Here is a 23,151-nt window from a genome sequence, read left to right as displayed (position 1 = left end):
CTAACCGTCTCCCGGGGCCGCCGTGTCCGGTGCCGCGGGGAGCGCGGGGGGATCGGGTGCTCCGAGGGGAGCGGCCGCCGGGGGCTCGGACAGTGCCGCGATCAGCGCGCGCACGGCCTCGTCCGAGCCGTTCTCCAAGGTCACCGACACCCCGTCGGAGGCCCGGGTGAAGGTGAGGGCGGCCCGGCCGCGGCGCGCTCGGCGCCACGTGGCGTAGGCCAGGGCGAAGTTGGCGACGGCCATCGTATGGGTCAGCACCACGTTGACGACTTCCAGGCCGCCGCCCATGGACCCGGTCGGCGGCTCGCCGGAGAGCCACACCTCGTCCGGCCCGTCTTCGTCGGCGCGCAGCCAGCGGAAGAGGTCGCGCAGCTCCGCGGCCTCGTCGGTGTCGGACACTCCGATCGTCAGCTGCACTCTTCCGTCCCCCGTCCGGCAGGCATCGACTCCCGGCCGATCCTCGCACAACTCCCTTGGCTTCGGAGGCGGTCGAATCGGCCGGGACCGGGTTCGCGGGCGGGGTCTCAGACCACCGTCACCGGGTGGCGGACGACCGCGTCGAAGAGGTAGCCCTGGGTGTTGTGGGCGGCCGTCGCGGGCTGCGTGCGGCCGGTGGCGTCCGTGGCCCGGGCCAGCAGGGCCGTCGCCCCCGGGGTCCGCGGGGTCCACGGCAGCGACCAGCGCACCCAGCCGCCCCGGCGCGGGACGTCGTGGAGCCGGGCCCGCCGCCACCGGGCGCCTCCGTCGGTGCTGACCTCCACCTGGTGCACCGGGGCCGCGCCGGACCAGGAGCGTCCGGTCAGCAGCTTCGTGCGGTGCGCGGGCACGGTCGCGCCCAGCTCCAGCTCGAAGGCGCTCTTGAGGGTCTGCCGGGTCAGGGGCGCGCTGCCCTGCGGCGGATGGTCGGGCCCGAACAGCCGGTACAGGTCGGTGTTCCACGGCGTGTACAGAGGCTGCCCGCTCACCTCGATGTCCCCGACCCACTTGATCGAGGAGATCCCGATCCAGTCCGGAACGACCACCCGGACCGGCCCGCCGTGGTCGGCCGGCAGCGGCTCGCCGTTCATCTCGTACGCGAGGATGACGTCGTCCAGCGCCTTCGACACCGGCAGCGGGCGCCGCACCCGCCCCAGGTTCACGCCGTTGGTGACCACCTCGTCGTCCAGGCCCCGGGGCAGCACGTCCACGGCCGCGCGGGTCACCCCGGCCCGCCGCAGCACGTCGGACAGCCGGGCCCCGCGCCAGCGGGCCACGCCGATCGCGCCGAGGGTCCACGCCGTCCCGGTCACCGTCTGGCCCTGCTGGGTGGTGTAGAAGCTCCGGCCGTTGCCCGCGCACTCGATGAACAGCGTCCGCTCGACGGCGGGCAGCGCGCGCAGCCGGTCGTACGAGAACTCCACCGGCCCGCCGGACAGCGCGTCGCCCCACACCTTCAGCCGCCAGCCGGCCTGGTCGAGGCGCGGAGTGGCGGTGTGGTTGCGCACGAAGAACCGGTCGACGGGGGTCAGTTGGCCCGTGCCGCGCAGCGAGGCGAACTTCGTCTCCGCGTTGGTGCCCCGGATCGTGAACAGTTCGGGCGGCAGCGGCTTCACGATCCCGGGCAGCACGGCGGTGGCGGCGGAGCCCGCCGCCGGCACGGCCTGCCCGGCTCCGGCGGCTTCCGCGGCCTCCGCTGCTTCGGCGGCTCCGGCGGCGCCCAGGCCGAGGGTGCCGGCCGCGGCTCCCGCCGCGAAGAGCCTGAGCAGGTCGCGGCGGTCCACTCCGGCCGAGCGGGCGCGGCCGCGCGCCCACTGGCGCAGGCGCGCACGGTCGTACTGGCTCTCGTCGGACAGGTCGAGGGGCATGGCGGGACACTCCTTGATCGCGATTCCCGACGGACCCTAGGAGTCGGGCCCCGCGCACGGGAACCGCCTCGCCGCGATGGCCACGAACCTGCAACACGGCCGCAATGCCGGACCGGGATCGGCGGGGGCTCGGTGCCGGTCGCGGGGCGGTGCCGGTCTCGGCGCGGTGCCGGGCGCGCCTCCGTGTCACACCGCAGGGCCGCCGCCGGGAACCACCAGGCCGCTCTCGTACGCCGCCACCACGGCCTGCGCCCGGCTTTCCAGTCCCAACTTGCTCATCGTGCGGTTGACGTGGCTCTTCACCGTCGCCTCGCTGATGAACAGCCGCCAGGCGATGTCCGCGTTCGCCAGCCCCCGGCCGACCAGCCCCAGTACCTCGACCTCCCGTCCGGTCAGCGCCTCGAGCGCCTCGGCGCCCGTACCGCGCCGGTCGCCGGCGCCGCCGTCGCGGCCGGTGCCCCGCAGGGCGAACGCCTCGACGAGCCGCCGCGTGACCGTCGGCGCGAAGAGCGCGTCGCCGCTGCCCACGGCGGTGATCGCGGCGAGCAGGCGCCGCGGACCCGAGTCCTTGAGCAGGAAGCCGGAGGCGCCGGCCTTCAGCGCCCCGTAGACGTACTCGTCGAGGTCGAAGGTGGTGAGGATGAGCACGCGCGGCTGGGGCGGCGGGACCTCGGCGAGGATCCTGGCGGTGGCGGTGATGCCGTCCGTGCCGGGCATCCGGATGTCCATGAGGACGACGTCCGGCCGGGTGAGGAGGGCGAGTTCGACCGCTTCGGCGCCGTCCGCGGCCTGACCGGCGACCTGGAATCCGGGTGCGGCCTCGAGCAGGCCCACGAGGCCGGCCCGGATGAGGAACTGGTCGTCGGCCACGAGCACCCTGAGCGGCGAGGATCCGCTCATGCCGGGCGCTCGTCCCGGGGTACGGTCCGCGCGGAGGTCGGCAGGGTGAGGCACACCGCGTACCCTCCCCCGCCGCGGGGCCCGATGCCGATCGTCCCCCCGTAGAGCTTGGCCCGCTCGCGCATGCCGATCAGTCCGTGCCCGCTCCCCGGAGCCGCTCCGGCCGGACGCCCTCCCTCGGCGTTCCCCTGCCCCCGCCCGGCGCCGTCGTCGGTGACGGTGACGCTTATGTGGTTGGGCCGGTAGTCGAGTTCGACGCTCACGCTGGCGTGCCGGGCGTGCTTGATCACATTGGTGAGCGCCTCCTGGACCACCCGGTACGCGCACAGCTCCACCCCCGGGGCCAGCGCCCTCGGTTCGCCGGTGACCCGCAGCTCGACCGGTACCCCGACGGCCCGGACCCGCTCGGCCATCTCCGCCAGCCGGGACAGCCCCGGCATCGGCTCGTCACGGTCTCCCGTCCCGGCCCAGCCGAGCCCGTCCTCGGGGTCGTCGGTCCGCAACAGCCGCAGCATCCGCCGGAGTTCGTCGAGCGCCTCGGCGCTGGTGTCCTCGATGGTGTTCAGAGCGGCGAGCGCGGTGGCGGGCGCGGAGGAGAACACGAAGCCGGCCAGGCCGGCCTGCACCGAGATGACGGCCATGTGGTGGGCCACGATGTCATGCAACTCCCTTGCAATGCGCCCGCGTTCCTCCGCGACCTCCCGGCGGGCCCGCTCGTCCCGCTCCAGCCGCAGCTGCCGGGCCAGGTCGGTCGAGCGGCGGGCCATCAGCCCGAACCGCCAGAGCACCGCCGGGAAGACGACGGCCTGGGCGACGACGGCGGCCATGGAGCCGCCGCCGGGTCCGTTCCCGAGGAGGCCTCCGTAGATCCAGATGGCGCCCATCAGGGCGGCGCACGCGAGTGAGGTCCGCCGTGGGCAGAGCGCCGCGACCGTGTACACGGCGAGCATGGGACCGAGGCAGTTGACCACGGGCCAGTAACCGGCGGTGACGTACACGCACCACGAGAGCTGCACGAACAGGCACACCGCGAGGGGCGCCTTCGTCCGGACGGCGCCCGGCACGTTGACCAGCCCCACGAGCAGGTACGCCGCGAGGTCGAGCTCCGGCCAGCCCTGCTGCGCCGCCTCCTGGCCCAGGAGCACGGCGACACCGGTCTGCGCGACGGCCGTCAGCACGTCCATGGAAGAGGGGCGGATCCGCATCGCCGCAGCGTAGCCCGAAGATCGCGAACGCACCTCCGACCCGGTCCGGGAGAACGGCCCGATGACGAGGGTCCGGGAGCGGAGGTACGAGGCCGCGTGTCAGGCCGCGTGCGCGAGGACCCGCTCGATGGAGTCTCGTACCGCGTCGTCGGTCTCGTCGACCAGATGCCGGCCCAAGGCCTCCCTGTGCCCGGGCGCCATATGCCACTTCCCCTGGTCGGTGGTGATCATCAGGACGGCCGCGAGCGAGCGGATCTCGGGGACGGGATCCGCGAGTGCCGCGCCGAGCAGGTCCCGGCCGGGTTCCCCCTGGGCGGCCAGGGAGCGGAGGATCGCCTCGCGGACTTGTGAGTGGGGCTCCCCCCTCAGCGCCCGCAGCAGGGTGTCCGGGAGGTCGGCACTCGGGTCCGGGAGGGTGGCGAAGGTGTGGGCGGCGGCCCGGCGCCTCGTCGCGCGTCGGTCCTCCAGGAGGGTGGCCACGAGCTCGGCCTCGCTGCCGGCCATCTGGTCGGCGAAGCGGTGGAGGTTGCGGTGTCCGGCCAGGACGAAATCGAGCCACCGCTCGTACCAGGACAGGAAGTCGGAGTCGGCGTGGAAGCGGGGAGCGAAGAACCCCTCGTCGTTGGCCTCGACCAGGCGGCCCCGCCCGGGGCCCGTGACGACGAGCGCCGTGAAATCGCTGCAGCCTCGGTGGACGACCGTGAGGGTGCCGGGGAACGAGCCCGTGAAGTCGCCCCGGCCATCGAGGCCATCGGGGTCCGGGTCGGGGACGATCGGGAACGGTTCGGTGAGCCGCTGCGCACCGCCCCGGCCGACCCACCGCTCCATCGGCAGCAGACCGTACGTGGGGCCGTACCCGCCGTGCCCGATGCGGGTGAGGAACTGCCGGAACTCCTCGGGCAGCCGGACCCCGTGGCTGTCCTCGAAAGCCGAGATCTGCGCCTCGGTCAGCACGGGGCCGAGAACGACCTTCTCCGTGTCCGGGAGTTCGGAAAGCTTGGTGCGGATCCGGTTGATCGTCGCGTCCACAGGTACTTCTTCTCACGTCGGAAGGGAGTGCTGGAACGAGTATCCAGGAGACCCGTCCCGCCCGACGATCCGGGGCCGAAGCCTGTCGGGCCGGAGCCGTCCGGACCGGAGCCCTCCGGGCCGGCCGGTGTCGGCCGGCCGGCCCGGAGGCGGCCTCGTCAGACGAGGTCGAACCGGTCCAGGTTCATCACCTTGTCCCAGGCGGCGACGAAGTCCCTGACGAACTTCTCCTTCGCGTCGTCGCTCGCGTAGACCTCGGCGAGCGCGCGCAACTCCGAGTTCGACCCGAAGACCAGGTCCGCGCGGCTGCCGGTCCACTTGACCGCGCCCGTCGCGGAGTCGCGGCCCTCGAAGGTGTTCGCGTCCTCGGACGTCGCCTTCCACGTCGTGCCCAGGTCGAGCAGGTTGACGAAGAAGTCGTTCGTCAGCGAACCGGGGGTCGTGGTCAGGACGCCGAGCGCCGACTGCTGGTGGTTCGCGCCCAGGACGCGCAGGCCGCCGACGAGGACCGTCAGCTCGGGGGCGCTCAGGTTGAGCAGGTTCGCCTTGTCGAGCAGCAGGAACTCGGCCGGCAGCCGGTTGCCCTTGCCGAGGTAGTTGCGGAACCCGTCGGCGGTCGGCTCGATCGCGGCGAACGACTCCACGTCGGTCTGCTCCTGCGAAGCGTCCACACGGCCGGGCGTGAAGGGGACCTCCACCGTGATGCCGGCGTCCCTGGCCGCCTGCTCGACGCCCGCGGCGCCGGCGAGCACCACCAGGTCGGCCAGCGAGATCTGCTTGCCGCCGCCGTGCGCCGAGTTGAAGGACTCGCGTACGCCTTCGAGGGCGCGCAGCACCGTCGCGAGCTCGTCGGGCTCGTTGACCTCCCAGCCGATCTGCGGCTGGAGGCGGACGCGCGCGCCGTTGGCGCCGCCGCGCTTGTCGCTGCCGCGGAAGGAGGAGGCCGAGGCCCACGCCGTGGACACGAGCCGGGACACGGACAGGTCCAGGGCGAGGACCTCCCGCTTGAGGGCGGCGACGTCCTCGGCGTCGACGAGCGCGTGGGTCACGGCCGGGAGCGGGTCCTGCCACAGCAGCGTCTCGGCCGGGACCTCGGGGCCGAGGTAGCGGACCACGGGGCCCATGTCGCGGTGGGTCAGCTTGAACCACGCGCGGGCGAAGGCGTCCGCGAACTCGGCCGGGTTCTCGTGGAAGCGGCGCGAGATCTGCTCGTACGCCGGGTCGAAGCGCAGCGACAGGTCGGTCGTGAGCATCGTCGGGGCGTGGCTCTTCGACGGGTCGTGCGCGTCGGGTACGGTGCCCGCTCCGGCGCCGCCCTTCGGCCGCCACTGGTGGGCGCCGGCGGGGCTCTTGAACTGCTCCCACTCGTAGCCGAACAGGATGTCGAAGAAGGTGTTGTCCCAGGTGATCGGGGTGTTCGTCCAGATCCCCTCGAGACCGCTGGTGATCGCGTCGCCGCCCTTGCCGGTACCGAAGGAGTTGGCCCAGCCGAAGCCCTGCGCCTCGATCGGGGCGGCCTCGGGGTCGTCGCCGACGCTCTCCGCGGGGCCCGCGCCGTGGGTCTTGCCGAAGGTGTGGCCGCCCGCGATCAGGGCGACCGTCTCCTCGTCGTTCATGGCCATCCGGCGGAAGGTCTCGCGGATGTCGCGGGCCGCGGCGATCGGGTCCGGGGTGCCGTTCGGGCCCTCGGGGTTGACGTAGATGAGGCCCATCTGGACCGCGCCGAGGGGGCTCTCCAGCTCGCGGTCCCCGGTGTAGCGCTCGTCGTCGAGCCAGGTGGTCTCGGGGCCCCAGTAGACGTCCTCGTCGGGCTCCCAGACGTCCGCGCGGCCGCCGCCGAAGCCGAAGGTCTCGAAGCCCATCGTCTCCAGGGCGACGTTGCCGGTGAGGATCATGAGGTCGGCCCAGGACAGGCTCTGGCCGTACTTCTTCTTGACCGGCCACAGCAGGCGGCGGGCCTTGTCGAGGTTGCCGTTGTCCGGCCAGCTGTTGAGCGGCGCGAAGCGCTGCTGGCCGGCCCCGGCGCCGCCGCGGCCGTCGCTGATCCGGTAGGTGCCGGCGCTGTGCCAGGCCATGCGGATCATGAGCGGGCCGTAGTGGCCGAAGTCGGCCGGCCACCAGTCCTGCGAGGTGGTCAGCACCTGCGCGATGTCCCGCTTCACGGCCGGGAGGTCGAGCGTGTTGAACGCCGCCGCGTAGTCGAACTGTTCACCGAGGGGGTTGGCCACGGCGGGGTTCTTGGCGAGGATCTTCAGGTTGAGGCGCTCCGGCCACCACTGCCGGTTTCCGCCGCCCTGGGTCGGGTGCGGGGCGCGCTCGTGCGCGACGGGGCAGCCCCCCGAGCCCTCCGCCTTCGCGTCCGTGACGATTGCATCGTGGTTCTCAGACATGGAAATCCTTCCGGACCGGACCATGCGGTCACGGTGATCAGGAACTGCATGTGGTGGAACATTCGGGGTACGGGGCCCTTGTGCCGGGGCCCGGTTTCGCGGTTCGTCCTGGCGCCGGGGTAGGTCACGTCCAGTCTCCCGCGCCTCTGGAGTCTTCCTGTCCCTTGGCTATCGACGAAACCGATCCTACGATGGACGCAATCCAAGTCAAGAAAGACACCAAGGCCACACGCAGTCGGATTCCGGACGTCCGCCGGTAGTTTTCGGGGTATCCCGCCGAACCTGAAGGGGTTGAGCCGACATGAGTGACCTGTTGGAACGGCTGCGAGGACGCGGCTGGCGGATGACGTCGCAGCGGCGTGTGGTCGCGGAGGTGCTCGACGGCGACCACGTACACCTCACCGCCGACGAGGTGCACGCCCGGGCGGTGGAGCGGCTGCCGGAGATCTCCCGGGCCACGGTCTACAACGCCCTGGGCGAGCTGGTCTCCCTCGGCGAGGTCCTGGAGGTCACCTCCGACGGCCGGGCGAAGCGCTACGACCCGAACGCCCACCATCCGCACCAGCACCTGGTCTGCTCCGGCTGCGGCCTGATCCGCGACGTCCACCCGAGCGGCGACCCGCTGGCAGACCTCCCGGACGCGCAGCGGTTCGGCTTCACGGTGTCCGGGGTCGAGGTCACGTACCGCGGGCTGTGCGGCTCCTGCGCGTGAACCGAGCGACGGTCCAACGGGAACGAGTTCCGGGGAGAACGACAAAGGCGAAGAGGTAGACCCACTCTTCGCCACTCTCAATTTATAGCGCACAGGGGGGCTTGCGGCAAGGCCCCCGGGCTCGGGCAGAATCGCGGGCCGAGGCCGGCACCCGTACCGGAACACGGGTGCGCACGCCGCCACCGTCATGGCGGCGACCTCGGATCGGAGCTGATGCATGACCACCGTGACCACCAGTGCGTTCGACCTTCCCGACCACCTCTCCCCCAAGGCCGACCCGGCCCTGACCGGCCGGGACGAGCAGCATTTCGCCGCCATCTCCGAGAGCCTCGAACAGTCCATCGCCGAACTGTCCGACCGGCTCGAGGCCACGCGCAAGGCGCCCGGCGGCGTCGGCCGGGAGGCGATGGACCGCGACGCGGAGATCCACCGCCTGAGCAGTCGCCTGCGCACCCTGCGCCGCTTCGGCCTGGACCTGTGCCTGGGGCACATCGTCCCGGCGGACGACTCCGAGCCCGTCTACATCGGCCGCCTCGGACTCACCGACAGCACGGGGCGCCGGCTGCTGCTCGACTGGCGCTCCCCCGCCGCCGAGCCGTTCTTCGCGGCGACGCACGCCAAGCCGATGGGCATGGCGAGCCGCCGCAGGTACCGCTGGACGCGCGGCCGGATCAGCGACTACTGGGACGAGGTGTTCACCGCCGACGGGCTCGAGGGGCACGCGGCGCTCGACGACCAGTCCGCGTTCATCGCCAGCCTGGGCGGCAACCGGTCGGCCCGCATGCGCGACGTGCTCGCCACCATCCAGGCCGATCAGGACGCGGTCATCCGCGCCGGGTCCCGCGGCGCCCTCGTCGTCGACGGCGGTCCGGGCACGGGCAAGACCGTCGTCGCCCTGCACCGCGCCGCCCATCTCCTCTACGCGGACCCGCGCCTCGGCCACCGCAAGGGCGGCGTGCTGTTCGTCGGTCCGCACCAGCCCTACCTGGCGTACGTCGCCGACGTGCTGCCGAGCCTCGGCGAGGAGGGCGTGCAGACCTGCACCCTGCGCGACCTCGTCGCGGAGGGGGCCGGCGCGGTGATCGAGAGCGATCCGGACGTGGCGCGGCTGAAGTCCTCCGCCGGCCTGGTACGGGCGATCGAGGCGGCCGTCGCCCTCTATGAGGAGCCGCCCACCGAGGGGATCACGGTCTCCAGCCACTGGACCGACATCTGGCTCGGCCCCGAAGACTGGGCGGCGGCGTTCGAGGCGGTGGAACCGGGCACTCCGCACAACGAGGCGCGCGACCAGGTCCGGGAGGAGCTGCTCGCGATCCTGATGGACAGGGACGACAGCGGCGTCTCGCCCCAGCTGCTGCGGAGGTCCCTGCTGCAGGACCGGGAGCTGATCACGACGCTCAACCGCGCGTGGCCGATGCTGGAGGCGGCCGACCTCGTCGGAGATCTGTGGTCGGTGCCCGCCTACCTGCGCAAGTGCGCTCCCTGGCTCGCCCCCGACGAGGTCCGCGCGCTGCGGCGCGCGGACGCGCAGGCCTGGACGGTGTCGGACCTGCCGCTCCTGGACGCGGCACGGCAGCGGCTCGGCGACCCGGAGGCGTCACGGCGCAAGCGTCGGCACGAAGCCGCCGTCGCCGCCGAGCGGGCGCGCAGGGCCGACGTCATCGACCGCCTGCTCCAGGACACCCAGATCACCGAGGACGAGGGCGCGATGGGGATGCTGCAGGGGAGGGACATGCAGGACGCCCTGATCGACGAGAGCGCGCTGCCCGGCGGCGAACCGGACCTGCTCGCGGGCCCGTTCGCCCACGTCATCGTGGACGAGGCCCAGGAACTGACCGACGCCGAGTGGCAGATGCTCCTGCTGCGCTGCCCGTCGCGGAGCTTCACCATCGTCGGCGACCGCGCGCAGGCCCGGCACGGGTTCACGGAGTCGTGGCACGAACGCCTGGAGCGGGTCGGGCTCGACCGGATCGAGGTGGCCTCGCTCGGCATCAACTACCGCACGCCCGAAGAGGTGATGGCGGAGGCCGAGCTGGTGATCCGCGCCGCGCTCCCGGACGCCAACGTACCGACGTCCATCCGCAGCAGCGGCATCCCCGTCGCGTACGGGTCGACCGCGGACCTGGAGCCCGTCCTCGACGGGTGGCTCGCCGCCCATGCGGAGGGGGTCGCCTGCGTGATCAGCAGCGACGGCGCCGGGGGCGGGAAGCTCCCGGAGACCTCACGCGTCCGGTCACTGACGCCGGAGCTGACGAAGGGGCTCGAGTTCGACCTGGTCGTCCTGATCGACCCGGAGACCTTCGGCGAGGGCATCGAGGGAGCCGTCGACCGCTACGTCGCGATGACCCGCGCGACCCAGCGGCTCGTCGTCCTCACGAGCCCCTGACGCCGACGCCGGTATCACCCCGGGGCTGCTCCGCGCCCCGGGGCGGCGGCCGCTTCCGGGGCCGCTTCCGGGGCCGCTTCCGCAGGCTCCGTCCGGGACGCGCCCAGCCGTAGGGTCACGGCGGCCGCGGCTCCCGCCGCCAGGCCGAAGGTCAGCGCCGCCGGGACGCCGCCGCCGATGCCGGCGAACAGCGGCAGCAGCCCCCACCGGGTGCCCGTCCCGTCCGTGGCGACCCGTAGCAGCTGGACGGCCAGCAGCCCGAGGACGGTCGCGCAGACCGCGCCCACCGCCATCGCCGGGACGGTGGCACGGGTGAGCAGCGCGGGCAGTGCGCGCAGAGCCCACCACACCACGGCGAGCAGCAGCACGTCCGCGGTCCTGGCCAGGAGCCAGTCACCGAGCGGCACGCCCGCCGGGCTGTCCCAGGCGCCGAGCAGCAGCCACTGGCGCAGCAGGTCGCCCGGATCGGCGAGCAGCCCGGCGCCCGGGGAGACCGTCTGTATCTCGGCGGCGACCGGGTGGTACGAGAGCACCAGCAGGGACAAGGCGATCACGGCGGTCCCGACCGTGGCGGCCATCCGGGCGGACCGTGCGGGCACCGCGTTCAGGGCCGGGGCCCGGGCCGGGACCTGGGCCGGGACCTGGGATGGGACCTGGGATGGGACCTGGGATGGGGCCGGACGGTCGGCCCCCTTGAGCGCGGCGCGCGCCACGACCACGGTCACCGCGGCCGCGACCAGCGAGGTGGCCACGAGGACCTGCCGCCCGGAGTCGATCACGCTCGCCAGCTGGGGCAGGAAGCGATAGCTGCCGTGCCCGAACGAGGCGATCATCCAGGGCGCCGAGACGGCCATCGCCAGGGTCCCGGCGACCAGGCCCCAGGCCCACACCGCGAGCAGCGCGGCCGCCGTCCGGCCGCGCACCGGCGGCAGTCCGCGGATCAGGAGCATCGCCCCGGGTACGAAGAAGGCGAAGAGCGCGGCGAACCGGATCTGGAGCGAGGTGGTGTACAGCCCGAGGTAGCGGGCGCTCCCCGTCCCCGCGGCTCCTCCGGTCTCCCCGGGCAGGTCCGTGCCGAGGTTGAGCACGGGCGGAGGATCGTACGACCACGGGATGAGCCAGCGGTCCAGCTCGGCGGTGGCCCGGTCGCCGATCGCCCCGGACGCACCCCGCAGGTGCAGCGCGTGCGCACTCGCCCCGGCCCACCACAGGAGCGCCACGAGCAGCAGCCTCCGGCCAATGCCGGTACCGCCGTACGCCGGTGTGCCATTCGATGTCCCCCGCCTCGACCACTCATCCGGTGAATCCCCTGGCCATGAGCGTACGAGCCGCCGCTGACAGGGCACTCACGGGGGCCGTGACCGTGATCCCCTCCCGGACCGGAGAATAGGTTGGCCCGCGTGAACTCGCCCGTACGGAGCTACCGGTACGTGGGGCCGCCCGATCTGCGGACGCTCGTCCGGCCGGGCGCGGAGGGCCGGAGCATCCGCTCGGCGGGGAGATGACCTTCGGCCCGCGGTCGCGGGCCGGCCGGTGGGCGGTCGTCGATGTCAGCCCGTCTCCGTCTCCGGCTTCGTCTCCAGGTCGCCGGTCGGCTGTCGGCGGTTGCGCCGTCAGTCGGTTTTGGTGGCGAGGGGTTCGTGGCCGGGGTAGACGTGGCCGGGGGTCACGATGCCGGTGACCGCCTCGCCGAAGAGCGTGCTGGGCTCCTGGCCGTCGGTCTGGCTGTCGGTGTTGAGGAGGATGACCATCGTCGCCTGTGCCTCGGGCAGGTAGACGGGCAGGACCTCGTACCCGGGGATCGAGCCGTTGTGGCCGATCCAGCCCTGGATGTTGAAGATGCCCAGCCCGTAGCCGTCGCCCGGGATGTTCATCGGGGTGGTCTTCAGCCGTTCGGCCTGGGTCGCGGGCTTGAGCAGCGTCCCGGTGGCGAGGGTGCGCGCCCAGCTGCGCAGGTCCTCCAGGTCGGAGATCATCGCTCCGGCGGCGAAGGCCCAGGAGGGGTTCCAGTGGGTCGAGTCCACGGTCTTGCCCGAGGCCGTCTGGTCCGTGTAGCCGTGCGCGTACGGTTCCGGCAGGGCGGCGCTGGTGGGGAAGACGGTGCTGCGCAGGCCCGCCGGTTCCAGGACGTCCTGCTTGATGACCTCGTGGAGCGGCCTGCCGGTGATCTTCTCGATCACCAGGCCGAGCAGGACCAGGTTGGTGTTGGAGTAGTCGAACTCCGCGCCGGGCGCGAACTGCACCGGGTGCTTGAAGGAGTAGTCGAGCAACTGCCGCGGCGCGATGCTCTGTTCCGGATCGGCTTGGAGCTTCTTGATGAAGTCCGCGTCTTCGCTGTAGTTGAAGAGCCCGCTGCGCATGCCCGCCAGTTCGCGCAGGGTGATGAGGTCCCCGTTCGGAACGCCCGGGATGTACGTGCCGATCGGGTCGTCCAGGCCGACCTTCCCCTGATCGACCAGTTGGAGGAGGGCGGTGACCGTGAACGTCTTGGTCTCGCTGCCGATGCGGACGTGGAGGTCCGTCTTCATCGGCGCGCCGGTCGCCTTGTCCGCGACGCCGAAGGCCTTCACGTAGCTGCCCTTGCCGGGGGCCCACAGCCCGACGGTCACGCCCGGCACCTTCGTATCGCGCATGACCTGGCGCACGGCCGCGTCCAGTTGCGCCGCGACGGCGGGCGTGAGCTCCACGAAGCCCGTATCGGCGTCCGGGGACGGGGCGGCGGAAGTGGACGGGGCGGGTGCGGTGGCTCCGTACGCGGAGCCCGCGGCCACCGGGGCGATGAGCAGGCCGACCGCGACGGCGGCCGCGCCGGCCCGGCGCAGCCGGACGTGGGTTGGATTCACGGCAAGGTCTCCTGTCGTCCGCGGACCCAGGCAACAGGACCAGCCTAGGCCCGCCCCGGCACGGTCGCGCGGCGAGCCGGCCGCGGCCGCGGCCTCCCCCTCAGGCGTGCCGGATCGGGGCGTCGGCCGCCGGATCGAGACACCAGTCGAGGAGCGACGGCCAGGCTCCGTAGCCCGCGTCCATGCCCAGGTGGCCGCCGCCCGACAGGACGTCGACCGGCAGGCCGAGGGGCGCCGCGTACGCGGCCGCCGCGCCTTCCGGGCAGCAGGGATCGTCGTCCCCGGCGACGAGCCGCGTGTACCCGGCGGCCGCCGCGAGTTGTGCGGGCGTCACCTCGGGAGCGGCGAATCCCGCGATCTCCGGGTTCTGTTCCAGGAAGCCCGAGGACGGCGGGGCGACGAGGAGCACCTGGTCGACGGGGACCGGTACGGCGTCGCGGGCCGCCGCGCGCAGCCACAGCAGGCAGGCCAGGCTGTGGCAGACGACGGTGTACCGCTCCGCGCGCGGCCCGTCCAGCCGGGTGCGCAGTTCGGACAGCCAGCGCTCCGGATCGGGCCGGTCCGGAGCGGGGAGTTGGGGGTAGTCGACCGCGTGCCCCAGCTCGGTGAGCCGGCCGGCCAGCCAGTGCTGCCAGTGTCCGGCGGGGCGGCGGTTCTGCCATCCGTGCAGCAGCAGGAAGCCCCGCCCGGTCGAAGTCCGGTTCATGGTCTCTTTTCACTGTCCGTGGGAAGGGGTCCGGGCGCCGCCCGACGGGCGGCCCGAGGTGATTGTGGGCATGGCCGGGAATGCAGGTCCAGTTAATCTTTCCGGATGGAACAGGTAAGGAACGCCTTCACCGTCGACCTGCGCAGATTGGCTGTGCTGCGGGAGCTGGACCGCCGCGGCAGTCTGGCGCGTACGGCTGAGGCCCTGCGGCTGACGCCGTCCGCCGTCTCGCAGCAGGTGGCCGCCCTGTCCCGGGAGGTCGGCGTCGCGCTGATCGAGCGCGAGGGGCGCGGGGTCCGGCTGACCGGCCAGGCACGCGTGCTGCTGGAGCACGCCGCCACGATCGCCGCGCAGTGGGAACGGGCGCGCGCCGATCTCGCCGCCTGGCAGGAGGGCCGGCGCGGAGCCGTGACGATCGGCGCCTTCTCCAGCGCCATCACCGGGCTGCTGCCGGCCGCGCTGCGCCGGTTGTCCGAGCACCACCCGGACGTCCGCGTCATGGTCGTCGAGGGGGAGCCGCCGGACCTCTTCACCCGTCTCGACGGCGGAGAGGTGGACATCGCCGTGGCCGTGGACTTCGCCGCAGCGCCGCCGCACACCGACCGCCGCTACAGCCGGGTCGACCTGCTGGCCGACACCCTGGACCTGGCCCTTCCCCTGGGCCACCCGTGCGCGGGCCAGGAGCACGTGTCGCTACGGGACCTCGCGGCCGATCCCTGGATCGCAGGTGATCCCGGCAGCTGCTGCGGGGCGATCACCCGGTCCCTGTGCGCCGCGAACGGCTTCACCCCCGACATCCGCCACGCCGTCAACGACTGGACCTCGCTCGCCGCCCTCGTCGAGGCGGGCATGGGCGTCGCGCTCGTCCCGAGACTCGTCCAGCCGCTCCACCGCCCCGGCCTCGTCCTGCGCTCGCCCGCCGGCCCGGCGCCCACCCGGCACGTGTTCGCGGCCGTCCGCGCCGGATCCGACGACGACCCGGTCCTGACCTCCGTCCTGGAGCACCTGCGGGCAGCGGCCGCCGGATGACCGGATGACGGGGCGGCCGGACGACCGGGCGGCCGGATGGCCGGCGGCCGGGCCGGCGCCGCGAGACCGCGGCCCGTCCGTATCCCCCGGGCTGAACCGTGTCTTCCGCCTCCCGGGCCTGAGAGCATCCCCGTATGACGAAGCACTCCCTCTCCCGCGCGGCGCTCGCGCTCGCCTTCTCCGCCGCCCTCGTGGGCCTGTCCGCGCAGGCGTCCCCGGCCGCCGTCCAGACCGACTCCCGCGCTCCGCTGGGCTCGTGCAACGGCTGCTGGCCCAGCGGCGCCGTCGTCGCGATGGGCAGCGGCTGGGGGCAGGACTACCCCGACGCGCTCCCGCTGGGGGACGGTGTCTGGCTCTGACCGCTCCGCGCGGTGCCGCGCGGTGCCGGGCGGCAGCGGGCAGTGAGACGCGGTGCCGGGCGGCAGCGGTCAGGCCCGATCCGTGCGGGACCCCCTGAGACCGGTCACCGCCGTCCACCAGGCCGCGGTGACCGCTCCGTGGGCCACGGCCGTCGCCTCCGCGAGGTGCTCGGGCAGGATCAGGGGCGCGCCGACGTGGACGTGTACGCGCGGGCGGCGGGCCGGGGCCGTGAGGACTCCGGCGATCTGCTTGGCCGTCGTGCCCGAGCTGATGCGGCGGGCGCCCGCCTGGCCGACCGGCCTGACGGGCGCGCCCGGGGTCCGGGCCAGCCGGGCCAGACCGCTGCGGAAGGGCAGGGGCGCGGCCTCCCCCGAGTCCCTGCGCACGGGGATCGCGCCTTCCCCGTAGATCAGTACGCACCGCCCCGCGGCCAGCGCCCCGGCGGCTGCGTCGAGGGCCTCGGCCGCGCGGGACGTGCCCCGGCGGACCGGAATGTGCCCTTCGCGGGCGAGCGCGCCCCCGAGCACCGGGACCCGCCAGAGCCCGGCCGCGGCCATGACCACCGGCTCGACTCCGAGCCGGCGCAGCGCGGCGACCACGACGACCGGGTCCGCCAGGCTGGTGTGGTTGGCGACGAGGACGGTCCCGCCCGCGATCGGCCCGGCGGCGTCCGCCGTGACGGTCATGCGCCCGAACACTTGGGCCAGGGTGGTGGCGATGCGGCTGATCACGGGAGCTCGTACCTCCGGGGTGTGCGGACTTCGTGTCCCCAGGGTGTCGGCGAGGGGCGGCCCAGGCATGAGTCGCCGTACTCAACCCGGCCTGGGTAGTGCCCGGTACGCCGGGCGGCCGTCACTGACGCGGGACGGCGATGCCGGCGGCGCGCAGGTTCGCCTCGACCAGCGTGTTCAACCGGGCGATGGACGGTGCCTGGTCCTCCCGGTGGTGGTTGACCACTCCGTACCGCGAGGCGGCGTCGGAGTGGTTCCGAAACCCTGCCGGCATCTCCAGCAGCGCGCGGTGCGTCAGCAGCTTGCCGGTCAGCGCGGACGCCAGCTCCTCGATCCGCGGGTCGTCCGGATCCCAGGACCGCGCCTCCCAGCCGCGCTTGGTCAGCTCGACGTGCTCCGGGTCGTCGAGGGAGTGTTCGAGCCGGGCCAGGAAGCTGTCGAAGACCTCCGGAACCAGCGCCCGGGCCAGGACCAGGGCCTCCCGTTGGCCGGCCACGTAGTCGGGACCGAAGCCGAGATCGGCGAGTCGGTCCAAGACCGCGCAGGCCCGGTCGGGCAGCAGGACCCGGTTGCCGTGGGCGAGCCGGTGCAGCGTGTCGCGGCGCCCGGTCAGGTCCTCGATCCGTTCGGTGAGCCGTCGGCGGACGTCGTCCAGGGCGGCGGCGAACCGCTCGGGATCGGCATCGAGCAGGTCACCGATCTCGGCCAGCGGCACGCCGGCTCCGGCCAGGGTCCGGACCTGGACCATCCGGAGCAGGTCGGCGGACCCGTATCGCCGGTAGCCGGAACGGTCGCGGCCCGGCTCGGCGACCAGGCCGAGCCGGTGGTAGTGCCGCACCGTCTTGATCGTGACGCCGACGAACGCCGCCGCCTGACCGATCGTGAGCCCGCCCGCCATCGGCACGGCACCTCTCCGTTCCGGTCCACCACCACGACCGGTGTTGACCTTCACCTTGGGTCAAGGTACAGGCTCCTCGCACGGCCGCCGCGGGATCGACCACGGCGGACAAGTGCACCAGGGGACAAGGGGACAAGGGGATTCATGATGGGAACGAGCAACAGCGGCTTCTCCGAAGCCGGGCTGCGCAAGCTGCACGACGTACTGGCACGGCACGTCGAGTCCAAGAGGATTCCCGGGCTCGTCGCCCTGGTCGGCCGCGGTGGCCGGACGCACGTCGAAGCGCTCGGGACGATGCGCCACGACGGTGGCGCGCCGATGCGCCGGGACACGATCTTCCGGATGGCGTCCACGTCCAAGCCGGTCACGATGGCGGCGGCGATGGTCCTGCTCGACGAGTGCCGACTGCGGCTGGACGACCCGGTGGACCCGTGGCTGCCCGAACTCGCCGGCCGCCGCGTGCTGAAGCGGCCCGACGGCCCGCTGGACGACACCGTGCCGGCCCGGCGGCCGATCACCGTACGGGACCTGCTGACCTCCACGTTCGGGCTCGGCCTGGATTTCGAGCTGATGGACTCCCCGATCAGGGCCGCGACCTTCGAGCGCCTCGACTACAGCGTGGCGTCCGGGCCGGCGCCCGAGCCGGACGAGTGGATGCGCCGCCTCGGCGAACTGCCGCTCTCCTACCAGCCCGGTGAGCGCTGGCAGTACGACCTCGCCAACGAGGTGGCCGGCGTACTGGTCGCCAGGGTCGCGGGCGAGCCGCTGGAGACGTTCCTGCGCGAACGCGTCCTCGATCCGCTGGGGATGGAGGACACCGCCTTCCACGTGCCCGTCGGCAAGATCGACCGGCTGCCGCCCCTCTACGGGCCCGATCCGCAGACCGGGGAGTTCCTCGTGTGGGACGAGGCGGAAGGCGGAAGGACGAGCCGGCCTCCGGCCTTCCAGGGCGCCGGCGGCGGACTGGTCTCCACCGTCGACGACTACCACGCCTACTTCAGGATGCTGCTGAACCACGGCCTGCACGGCAGCGAACGGATCCTGTCCCGGGCCGCCGTCGAGCTGATGACCACCAACCGCCTCACGCCCGGACAGCAGGCCGCCCGGGACACGATGTACGGGAACATCGCCCACATGACGGCCGGCCAGGGACTGCACGGGGGCTGGGGATTCGGGACGGCGGTACGCACGCATCGCGGCGGCTACGCGCCCGTCGGCCAGTTCGGCTGGGACGGCGGTACCGGCACCACCGCCTACGCCGACCCGGAGAACCGGCTCACCGGAGTCCTGCTCACCCAGGTCGGGATGTCCACCCCGGACTCACCGCGGCTCATCCACGACTTCTGGAACACGCTCTACCAGGCCATCGACGACTGACGACGGACTCGGCCGGCCGTGGCCGCCGGCGTCCCCCGGTCCTCGGGCACCAGACGGTGCCCGAGGACCGGGAAGCAGGCAGCCGGAGCTGCTCAGTTGTTGGACCCCACCGTGTTGTTGAGGCCCGCGTTGAAGACGTCATCGGCGGCGAACTGCGTCCAGTCGCCGAAGACGAAGGTGTAAGACGTCTCGGAGGGAGCGTTGACGGTCACATCGGCAGCGGCGACCGAGGCACCGCCGAGGATGATGACACCGGCGGCGACGACGGAGAGCGCGGAGCGAACGGAACGCATGGATCCACCTTTCGAGGGGCAATGGGCACAACAGAACCTAGAGAGGTGTCGCCCGCCTGTCCCGGCGCACGGCCGGGCCGGACCGAGAGCCAGCCGATTGGCCGAACCGAGCCGGAACGCCCTCACCGCCCTCACCGCGGAGCTGTTGCCGCACCGGCGGGCGACCCGGTACGCCGGGCCCTCCTCGTGCGGTGCCGGCTGCCCGACCGGTACCGGGCGGAGGTCTCGGACCCACGGACGGTTTCTCCGCTGCCCGACCCCGGGCCGGCAGACCGGTCCCCCGTCATTCGTTCGAACGAGCCCCGCGATGGTCCGCGAACTCCCCGGAACGGAGGAGGAGTTGGAGAAGCGGCCCGGGAGCCCGCAGCGGCAGGTAGTGATCGGCATCGGCGACCACCTCCAGCCGTGCGCCGGGGATGCCGTCGGCGAGACGCCCGGCGATGACGCCGATCTCCGGGTGGTCGTGATCGCCGACGACCACCGTCGTCGGCACCTCGATCCGGTCCAGACGGTCGACAGCGGCCTCGGCCGGGTCGAGCGCGTGTCCCTTCTCGGCGGCGACTCCGGTTTCGGCGTTCTCCCGCACCATGGGCTCGATGACCTCGAAGCCCGGGGCCCGGTCGCCCAGACTCGCCCAGAGCGCGAGCTCCAGCTCCGCGATGCGGCCGCCGGCCGATCCACGACACGCCGCAGCGTACGCATCCGTCTCAGGACTCCGGGGCCACGCGTGCCCGCCGGCGGACGCCGCGATCAGCGTCAGCGACCGGACCCGCTCGGGGTGTTCCAGGGTGAAATCGAGCGCGACCTCGCCTCCCATGCTCAGGCCGACGAGACCCGCGGTCCGGAAGTCGAACCGGTCCAGGACCGCCAACAGGTCGTCCTCGTAGCGGAACGGCGCGGTCGGAAGCGTCGAGCGCCCATGCCCCCTGGCGTCGTAACGAACCACGGTGTGGTGCCGTGCCAGCGCGGCGAAGACACCGTTCCACAGGCGGCTGTCGTGAACCGATCCGTGGAGCAGGACGAGCGGCGGGCCGTCCCCCGCCTTCTCGGCCCAGATGCGGCTTCCCCCGGCGACGGGGATCAACTCGGTCGTCATGCCCCCGATTCGATCACAGCTCTACAACTACGTGGACGCCGGCCACCACGGCTGGCTCGGCTGGGACGACAACTTCGGCGCCTCCGCGGAGATGTTCAAGCAGGCCGCCACGGCCGAGGGCGCCAGGCTCGCCGACGTGCACGGGTTCATCGTCAACACGGCCAACTACAGCGCACTGAAGGAGGACCACTTCAGGATCGAGGACTCCGTCAACGGGACGTCCGTACGCCAGTCGAAGTGGGTGGACTGGAACCGGTACACGGACGAGCTCTCCTACGCCCAGGCCATGCGGGGCAAGCTGGTCTCCCTGGGCTTCGACGCCAGCCTCGGCATGCTGATCGACACCTCCCGCAACGGCTGGGGCGGCACGGCCCGGCCGGCCGGACCCGGCGCCCAGACGAGCGTGGACACGTACGTCGACGGCGGCCGCTACGACCGGCGCATCCACCTCGGCAACTGGTGCAACCAGTCGGGGGCCGGGCTCGGCGAGAGGCCCCAGGCGGCGCCGGCCGCGGGCATCGACGCGTACGTGTGGATCAAGCCGCCGGGCGAGTCGGACGGCGCGAGCAAGGAGATCCCGAACAACGAGGGCAAGGGCTTCGACCGGAGGTGCGACCCGGCGTACACGGGCAACGCGCGCAACGCGCGCAACGGCATGTCGGGGTCCCTCCCGAACGCGCCGCTCTCGGGCCAGTGGTTCTCGGCACAGTTCCAGGAGCTCATGAAGAACGCCCACCCGGCGCTGTGACGCGCGGCAGGTGAGCAGCCCGGCGCCGTGGGGAGTCTCCGGACCCCCCGCGGCTCCGGGCCCCGGGTCGGGCCCCGGGTCGGGCCCCGTCCAGGCCCTGTCCAGGCCACGCTCAGGCCCCGCTCAGGAAGAGTCCCGCACGATCAGTTCCGTCGGGAGGACCCGGCGGGTCTCCTCGCCCTTCCCGCGCGCCGTCGCGGAACCGGTCGCCGCGACCTCCCCGATCTTCTCGAGCAGCAGCCGCGTCATCGTGCGGCCCATCTCCTCGATCGGCTGGCGCACGCTGGTCAGGGGCGGGTCCATCAGGCGGGCCACCGTCGAGTCGTCGACCCCGACGAGGGCGACGTCCTCGGGGACCCGGCGTCCGGCCTCGCGCAGCACACCGCGCGCGCCGGCCGCCATCACGTCGGAGGCGGCGAAGACCGCGTCCAGGCCGGGGGCGCGCTCCAGCAGCTCGCGCATCGCCAGCCGGCCGCCCTCCTCGGTGAAGTCCCCGGTCGCCACGAGCGACTCGTCCGGCGCGATGCCCGCCTCGGCGAGCCCCGCGCGGTAGCCGCCCAGGCGCGCCCGGGCCACGTACATGTCGAGCGGCCCGCTGATGGTCGCGATCCTGCCCCTGCCCCGCCCCACGAGGTGGGCGACGGCCGCCCGGCCCGCGCCGATGTTGTCGGAGTCCACGTAGTCGACGGGCTCGGCCTCGGAGCGCCGGCCGTTCATGACGACCGGCAGGCCCAGCTCGGCGATCCGGTCGGGCAGCGGGTCGTCCCCGTGGACGGACGCCAGCAGTACGCCGTCGACCCGCTGGGCGGCCAGATAGTGTTCGAAGCGCTGCCGCTCCGCCTCGGTCCGGACCAGGGTGAGCAGCAGCTGCTTGTCGGCTTCGGCGAGCTCGGCGCTGACCCCTCGGATCAGGTCGAGGAAGTAGGGCTCCGAGAAGAGCCGGGCCTCGGTCTCCGGGATGACGAGGGCGACCGCGTCGGTCCGGCTGCCGGCCAGCGCCCTGGCCGCCTGGTTGGGTACGTAGCCGAGCTCGGCTACGGCACGCGCGACGGCTTCCTTGGCCTGCTCGCTCACCCGTGGCGAGCCGTTGATGACCCGGGAGACCGTGCCCCGGCCGACGCCGGCCAGGGCCGCGACCTCTTCCAGGGTGGGCCTGCCGTTCTGCCGTCCGCTCACGACTCTCGAACTCCCCTCGTGCGACATCGCGCTCCGCGCCGGTACCCGCCGGGACGAGCCCGTACGAGCCGGCCCGGTCGGCTGATCAGGTAGGACGGTGGATCCCGCCCCCGTCCTCCGCGGAACACGTTACGCCGACCGAGGAAGTGGGAGCGCTCCCACGCTACCTCTGATCACCTCGCGACGCCACGACCGCGATCACCGCCCGACGGGGCGGGGCGCGGCAGGGGCCCGGCGTACGCCCCATCCCTCCGCGCGAGGAATTCACGTTCCTCTCTTGACACTCACCCCCACCAAGCAGCAACCTTCCGGCAACGACGTGGGAGCGCTCCCACTCTTGTGGTCGAGAACAACCTTCACATCGGGTCCTGGCGGGCCCTCGCCGAGCCGCGAACAGCCCGCTGGATCGCCTGTCACACAAAGAGCACCACCTTGGACGAGGAGAGTGGCATGCGCACTTCCAGCAGCAGACACGGAGGCGGACGCGGACCCGGACAGGGACGCCGAACCGTGATCGCGGCGGTCGCCGTCGTGGCGACCGGCACCGCCCTGCTCACCGGCTGCGGCAGCGACGGCGACAGCGGCGCCGCGGACGGCGGCGCGGCGGGCGGCGAGCAGATCACGCTGCGGATCGGCACCTTCGGTTCCTTCGGCTACGACGACGCGACCGGGGCCAAGCTCTACGCCGAGTACGAGAAGACCCACCCGAACATCAAGATCGAAGAGTCGAACGTCGCGGACGGCCAGAAGTACTGGGACACGCTCAAGCTGCGGCTCTCGCGCGACAGCGGGCTCGCGGACATCCAGGCCCTGGAGGTGGGCTACATCGCGGAGGCGACCGGTCCCGCCATGGCGGACAAGTGGACCGACCTCGGCACGACGGGCGGCGCCGACCTCGGCGCGTTCCTCGACTGGAAGGTCAAGCAGGCCACCACGGGCGACGGCAAGGTCATCGGCCTCGGCACGGACATCGGCCCGATGGCCATCTGCTACAACAAGGACCTCTTCGCCCAGGCCAAGCTCCCGACGGACCGCACCGAGGTCGCGGGGCTCTGGGCGGGCGACTGGGCGAAGTTCATCGAGACCGGCGAGGCGTACAAGAAGAACGCCCCGGCCGGGACCGCCTTCCACGACTCCGCCAGCGGCCTGTTCAACGCGGTGATCTCCAGCCAGCCCGTGCAGTACGCGAACACCAAGGGCGAGCTGGACTACGAGAACAGCCCGGGCGTGAAGAAGGCGTGGGACACCGCCGTGGCGGCGGCGAAGGGCGAACTGACGGGCAAGCTACCTGCCCAAGCGCGCGGCCACCATCGGCGCCGAGGCCACTGAGCTCCTGGCCGCCGGCGCAAACCTGGACCACCTGTGCCGTCTGGCCGAGTGGATGGGCCGGGTGAAGCCGAGCTGGAAGAGCAGCGAGGACGCGATGAC

20 protein-coding genes and 1 pseudogene are annotated in these 23,151 nt (G+C 72.9%); 7 read left to right on the top strand and 14 right to left on the bottom strand.

Features of this window, described 5'->3' with window-relative positions; all coding sequences use genetic code 11:
• The 6 genes from DRB96_RS42730 to katG form a co-directional block, all read right to left on the bottom strand.
• Positions 1–417: a hypothetical protein gene (locus DRB96_RS42730; RefSeq protein WP_162688469.1), complete on the bottom strand. Its 417-nt coding sequence runs from the start codon at positions 415–417 to the stop codon at positions 1–3.
• A 107-nt stretch (positions 418–524) separates the two neighbouring features.
• Positions 525–1,844 (bottom strand): sulfite oxidase, encoded by a 1,320-nt coding sequence (locus DRB96_RS07495; protein ID WP_112447712.1) that lies wholly within the window; start codon positions 1,842–1,844, stop codon positions 525–527.
• A 186-nt stretch (positions 1,845–2,030) separates the two neighbouring features.
• Positions 2,031–2,744 carry a response regulator transcription factor gene (locus DRB96_RS07490; RefSeq protein ID WP_112447711.1) on the bottom strand — a complete coding sequence of 238 codons (714 nt, stop codon included), beginning with the start codon at positions 2,742–2,744 and terminating at the stop codon, positions 2,031–2,033.
• The gene (locus tag DRB96_RS07485; protein WP_112447710.1) at positions 2,741–3,949 is read right to left on the bottom strand and encodes a histidine kinase; all 1,209 of its coding nucleotides are present in this window, start codon (positions 3,947–3,949) and stop codon (positions 2,741–2,743) included. The genes DRB96_RS07490 and DRB96_RS07485 overlap by 4 nt, the downstream gene beginning before the upstream one ends.
• A gap of 99 nt (positions 3,950–4,048) precedes the next feature.
• Complete coding sequence (locus tag DRB96_RS07480; RefSeq protein WP_112447709.1) at positions 4,049–4,978, bottom strand: SMI1/KNR4 family protein; 930 nt, start codon at positions 4,976–4,978, stop codon at positions 4,049–4,051.
• Between the two features lie 158 nt (positions 4,979–5,136).
• A complete protein-coding gene (katG, locus tag DRB96_RS07470) occupies positions 5,137–7,368 on the bottom strand; it encodes a catalase/peroxidase HPI (protein ID WP_112447708.1) in 2,232 nt (743 codons plus the stop codon).
• 301 nt (positions 7,369–7,669) lie between these two features.
• Here katG and DRB96_RS07465 point away from each other — a divergent pair, with 301 nt between their 5' ends.
• Positions 7,670–8,080, top strand: coding sequence for a Fur family transcriptional regulator (locus tag DRB96_RS07465; RefSeq protein ID WP_112447707.1), 411 nt, complete (start codon positions 7,670–7,672; stop codon positions 8,078–8,080).
• 217 nt (positions 8,081–8,297) lie between these two features.
• Positions 8,298–10,466 (top strand): RNA polymerase recycling motor ATPase HelR, encoded by a 2,169-nt coding sequence (gene helR / locus DRB96_RS07460; RefSeq protein ID WP_112447706.1) that lies wholly within the window; start codon positions 8,298–8,300, stop codon positions 10,464–10,466.
• A 14-nt stretch (positions 10,467–10,480) separates the two neighbouring features.
• Here the strand turns inward: helR and DRB96_RS07455 are convergent, their stop codons facing one another.
• The 3 genes from DRB96_RS07455 to DRB96_RS07445 all read right to left on the bottom strand — a co-directional run bounded on the left by DRB96_RS07455 (position 10,481) and on the right by DRB96_RS07445 (position 14,015).
• Entirely contained in the window at positions 10,481–11,686 is a 1,206-nt protein-coding gene (locus tag DRB96_RS07455; protein WP_204357668.1) for a hypothetical protein, read from the bottom strand.
• Positions 11,687–12,079: 393 nt separating this feature from the next.
• Positions 12,080–13,309: a serine hydrolase domain-containing protein gene (locus DRB96_RS07450; RefSeq protein ID WP_112447705.1), complete on the bottom strand. Its 1,230-nt coding sequence runs from the start codon at positions 13,307–13,309 to the stop codon at positions 12,080–12,082.
• A 100-nt stretch (positions 13,310–13,409) separates the two neighbouring features.
• Positions 13,410–14,015, bottom strand: coding sequence for an alpha/beta hydrolase (locus DRB96_RS07445; RefSeq protein WP_112447704.1), 606 nt, complete (start codon positions 14,013–14,015; stop codon positions 13,410–13,412).
• A 105-nt stretch (positions 14,016–14,120) separates the two neighbouring features.
• Between DRB96_RS07445 and DRB96_RS07440 the strand changes: the two genes are divergently transcribed.
• Positions 14,121–15,044 carry a LysR family transcriptional regulator gene (locus DRB96_RS07440; RefSeq protein WP_112447703.1) on the top strand — a complete coding sequence of 308 codons (924 nt, stop codon included), beginning with the start codon at positions 14,121–14,123 and terminating at the stop codon, positions 15,042–15,044.
• A 134-nt stretch (positions 15,045–15,178) separates the two neighbouring features.
• A complete protein-coding gene (locus DRB96_RS07435) occupies positions 15,179–15,403 on the top strand; it encodes a hypothetical protein (RefSeq protein WP_112447702.1) in 225 nt (74 codons plus the stop codon).
• A gap of 69 nt (positions 15,404–15,472) precedes the next feature.
• On the opposite strand, the gene DRB96_RS07430 is transcribed toward DRB96_RS07435, so the two are convergent.
• Entirely contained in the window at positions 15,473–16,135 is a 663-nt protein-coding gene (locus tag DRB96_RS07430) for a lysophospholipid acyltransferase family protein (protein WP_112447701.1), read from the bottom strand.
• Between the two features lie 121 nt (positions 16,136–16,256).
• Positions 16,257–17,033: a MerR family transcriptional regulator gene (locus tag DRB96_RS07425; RefSeq protein ID WP_112447700.1), complete on the bottom strand. Its 777-nt coding sequence runs from the start codon at positions 17,031–17,033 to the stop codon at positions 16,257–16,259.
• A gap of 147 nt (positions 17,034–17,180) precedes the next feature.
• Here DRB96_RS07425 and DRB96_RS07420 point away from each other — a divergent pair, with 147 nt between their 5' ends.
• Complete coding sequence (locus tag DRB96_RS07420; protein WP_112447699.1) at positions 17,181–18,410, top strand: serine hydrolase domain-containing protein; 1,230 nt, start codon at positions 17,181–17,183, stop codon at positions 18,408–18,410.
• A gap of 92 nt (positions 18,411–18,502) precedes the next feature.
• On the opposite strand, the gene DRB96_RS07415 is transcribed toward DRB96_RS07420, so the two are convergent.
• Together DRB96_RS07415 and DRB96_RS07410 are read right to left on the bottom strand one after the other, a co-directional pair.
• Positions 18,503–18,703 carry a hypothetical protein gene (locus DRB96_RS07415; protein WP_112447698.1) on the bottom strand — a complete coding sequence of 67 codons (201 nt, stop codon included), beginning with the start codon at positions 18,701–18,703 and terminating at the stop codon, positions 18,503–18,505.
• A gap of 283 nt (positions 18,704–18,986) precedes the next feature.
• Complete coding sequence (locus DRB96_RS07410; protein WP_112447697.1) at positions 18,987–19,799, bottom strand: alpha/beta fold hydrolase; 813 nt, start codon at positions 19,797–19,799, stop codon at positions 18,987–18,989.
• Positions 19,800–19,818: 19 nt separating this feature from the next.
• On the opposite strand from DRB96_RS07410, the pseudogene DRB96_RS07405 reads away from it, so the two are divergent.
• Positions 19,819–20,547, top strand: a pseudogene (locus DRB96_RS07405) (glycoside hydrolase family 6 protein); the annotation flags it as partial.
• Between the two features lie 123 nt (positions 20,548–20,670).
• Here the strand turns inward: DRB96_RS07405 and DRB96_RS07400 are convergent.
• Positions 20,671–21,750: a LacI family DNA-binding transcriptional regulator gene (locus tag DRB96_RS07400; RefSeq protein WP_112447696.1), complete on the bottom strand. Its 1,080-nt coding sequence runs from the start codon at positions 21,748–21,750 to the stop codon at positions 20,671–20,673.
• 423 nt (positions 21,751–22,173) lie between these two features.
• On the opposite strand from DRB96_RS07400, the gene DRB96_RS07395 reads away from it, so the two are divergent.
• On the top strand, positions 22,174–23,052 hold the full coding sequence (locus DRB96_RS07395; RefSeq protein ID WP_239517708.1) for an ABC transporter substrate-binding protein: 879 nt from the start codon (positions 22,174–22,176) through the stop codon (positions 23,050–23,052).
• The last annotated feature ends 99 nt before the right edge of the window (positions 23,053–23,151 follow it).

Origin of the sequence: Streptomyces sp. ICC1 (genome assembly GCF_003287935.1) — a bacterium.
In the GTDB taxonomy this organism is placed as follows: Bacteria; Actinomycetota; Actinomycetes; order Streptomycetales; family Streptomycetaceae; genus Streptomyces; species Streptomyces tritrimontium.
The sequence above is the reverse complement of the archived record's forward strand: the minus strand, read 5'-3'. Positions and strand labels throughout refer to the sequence as shown.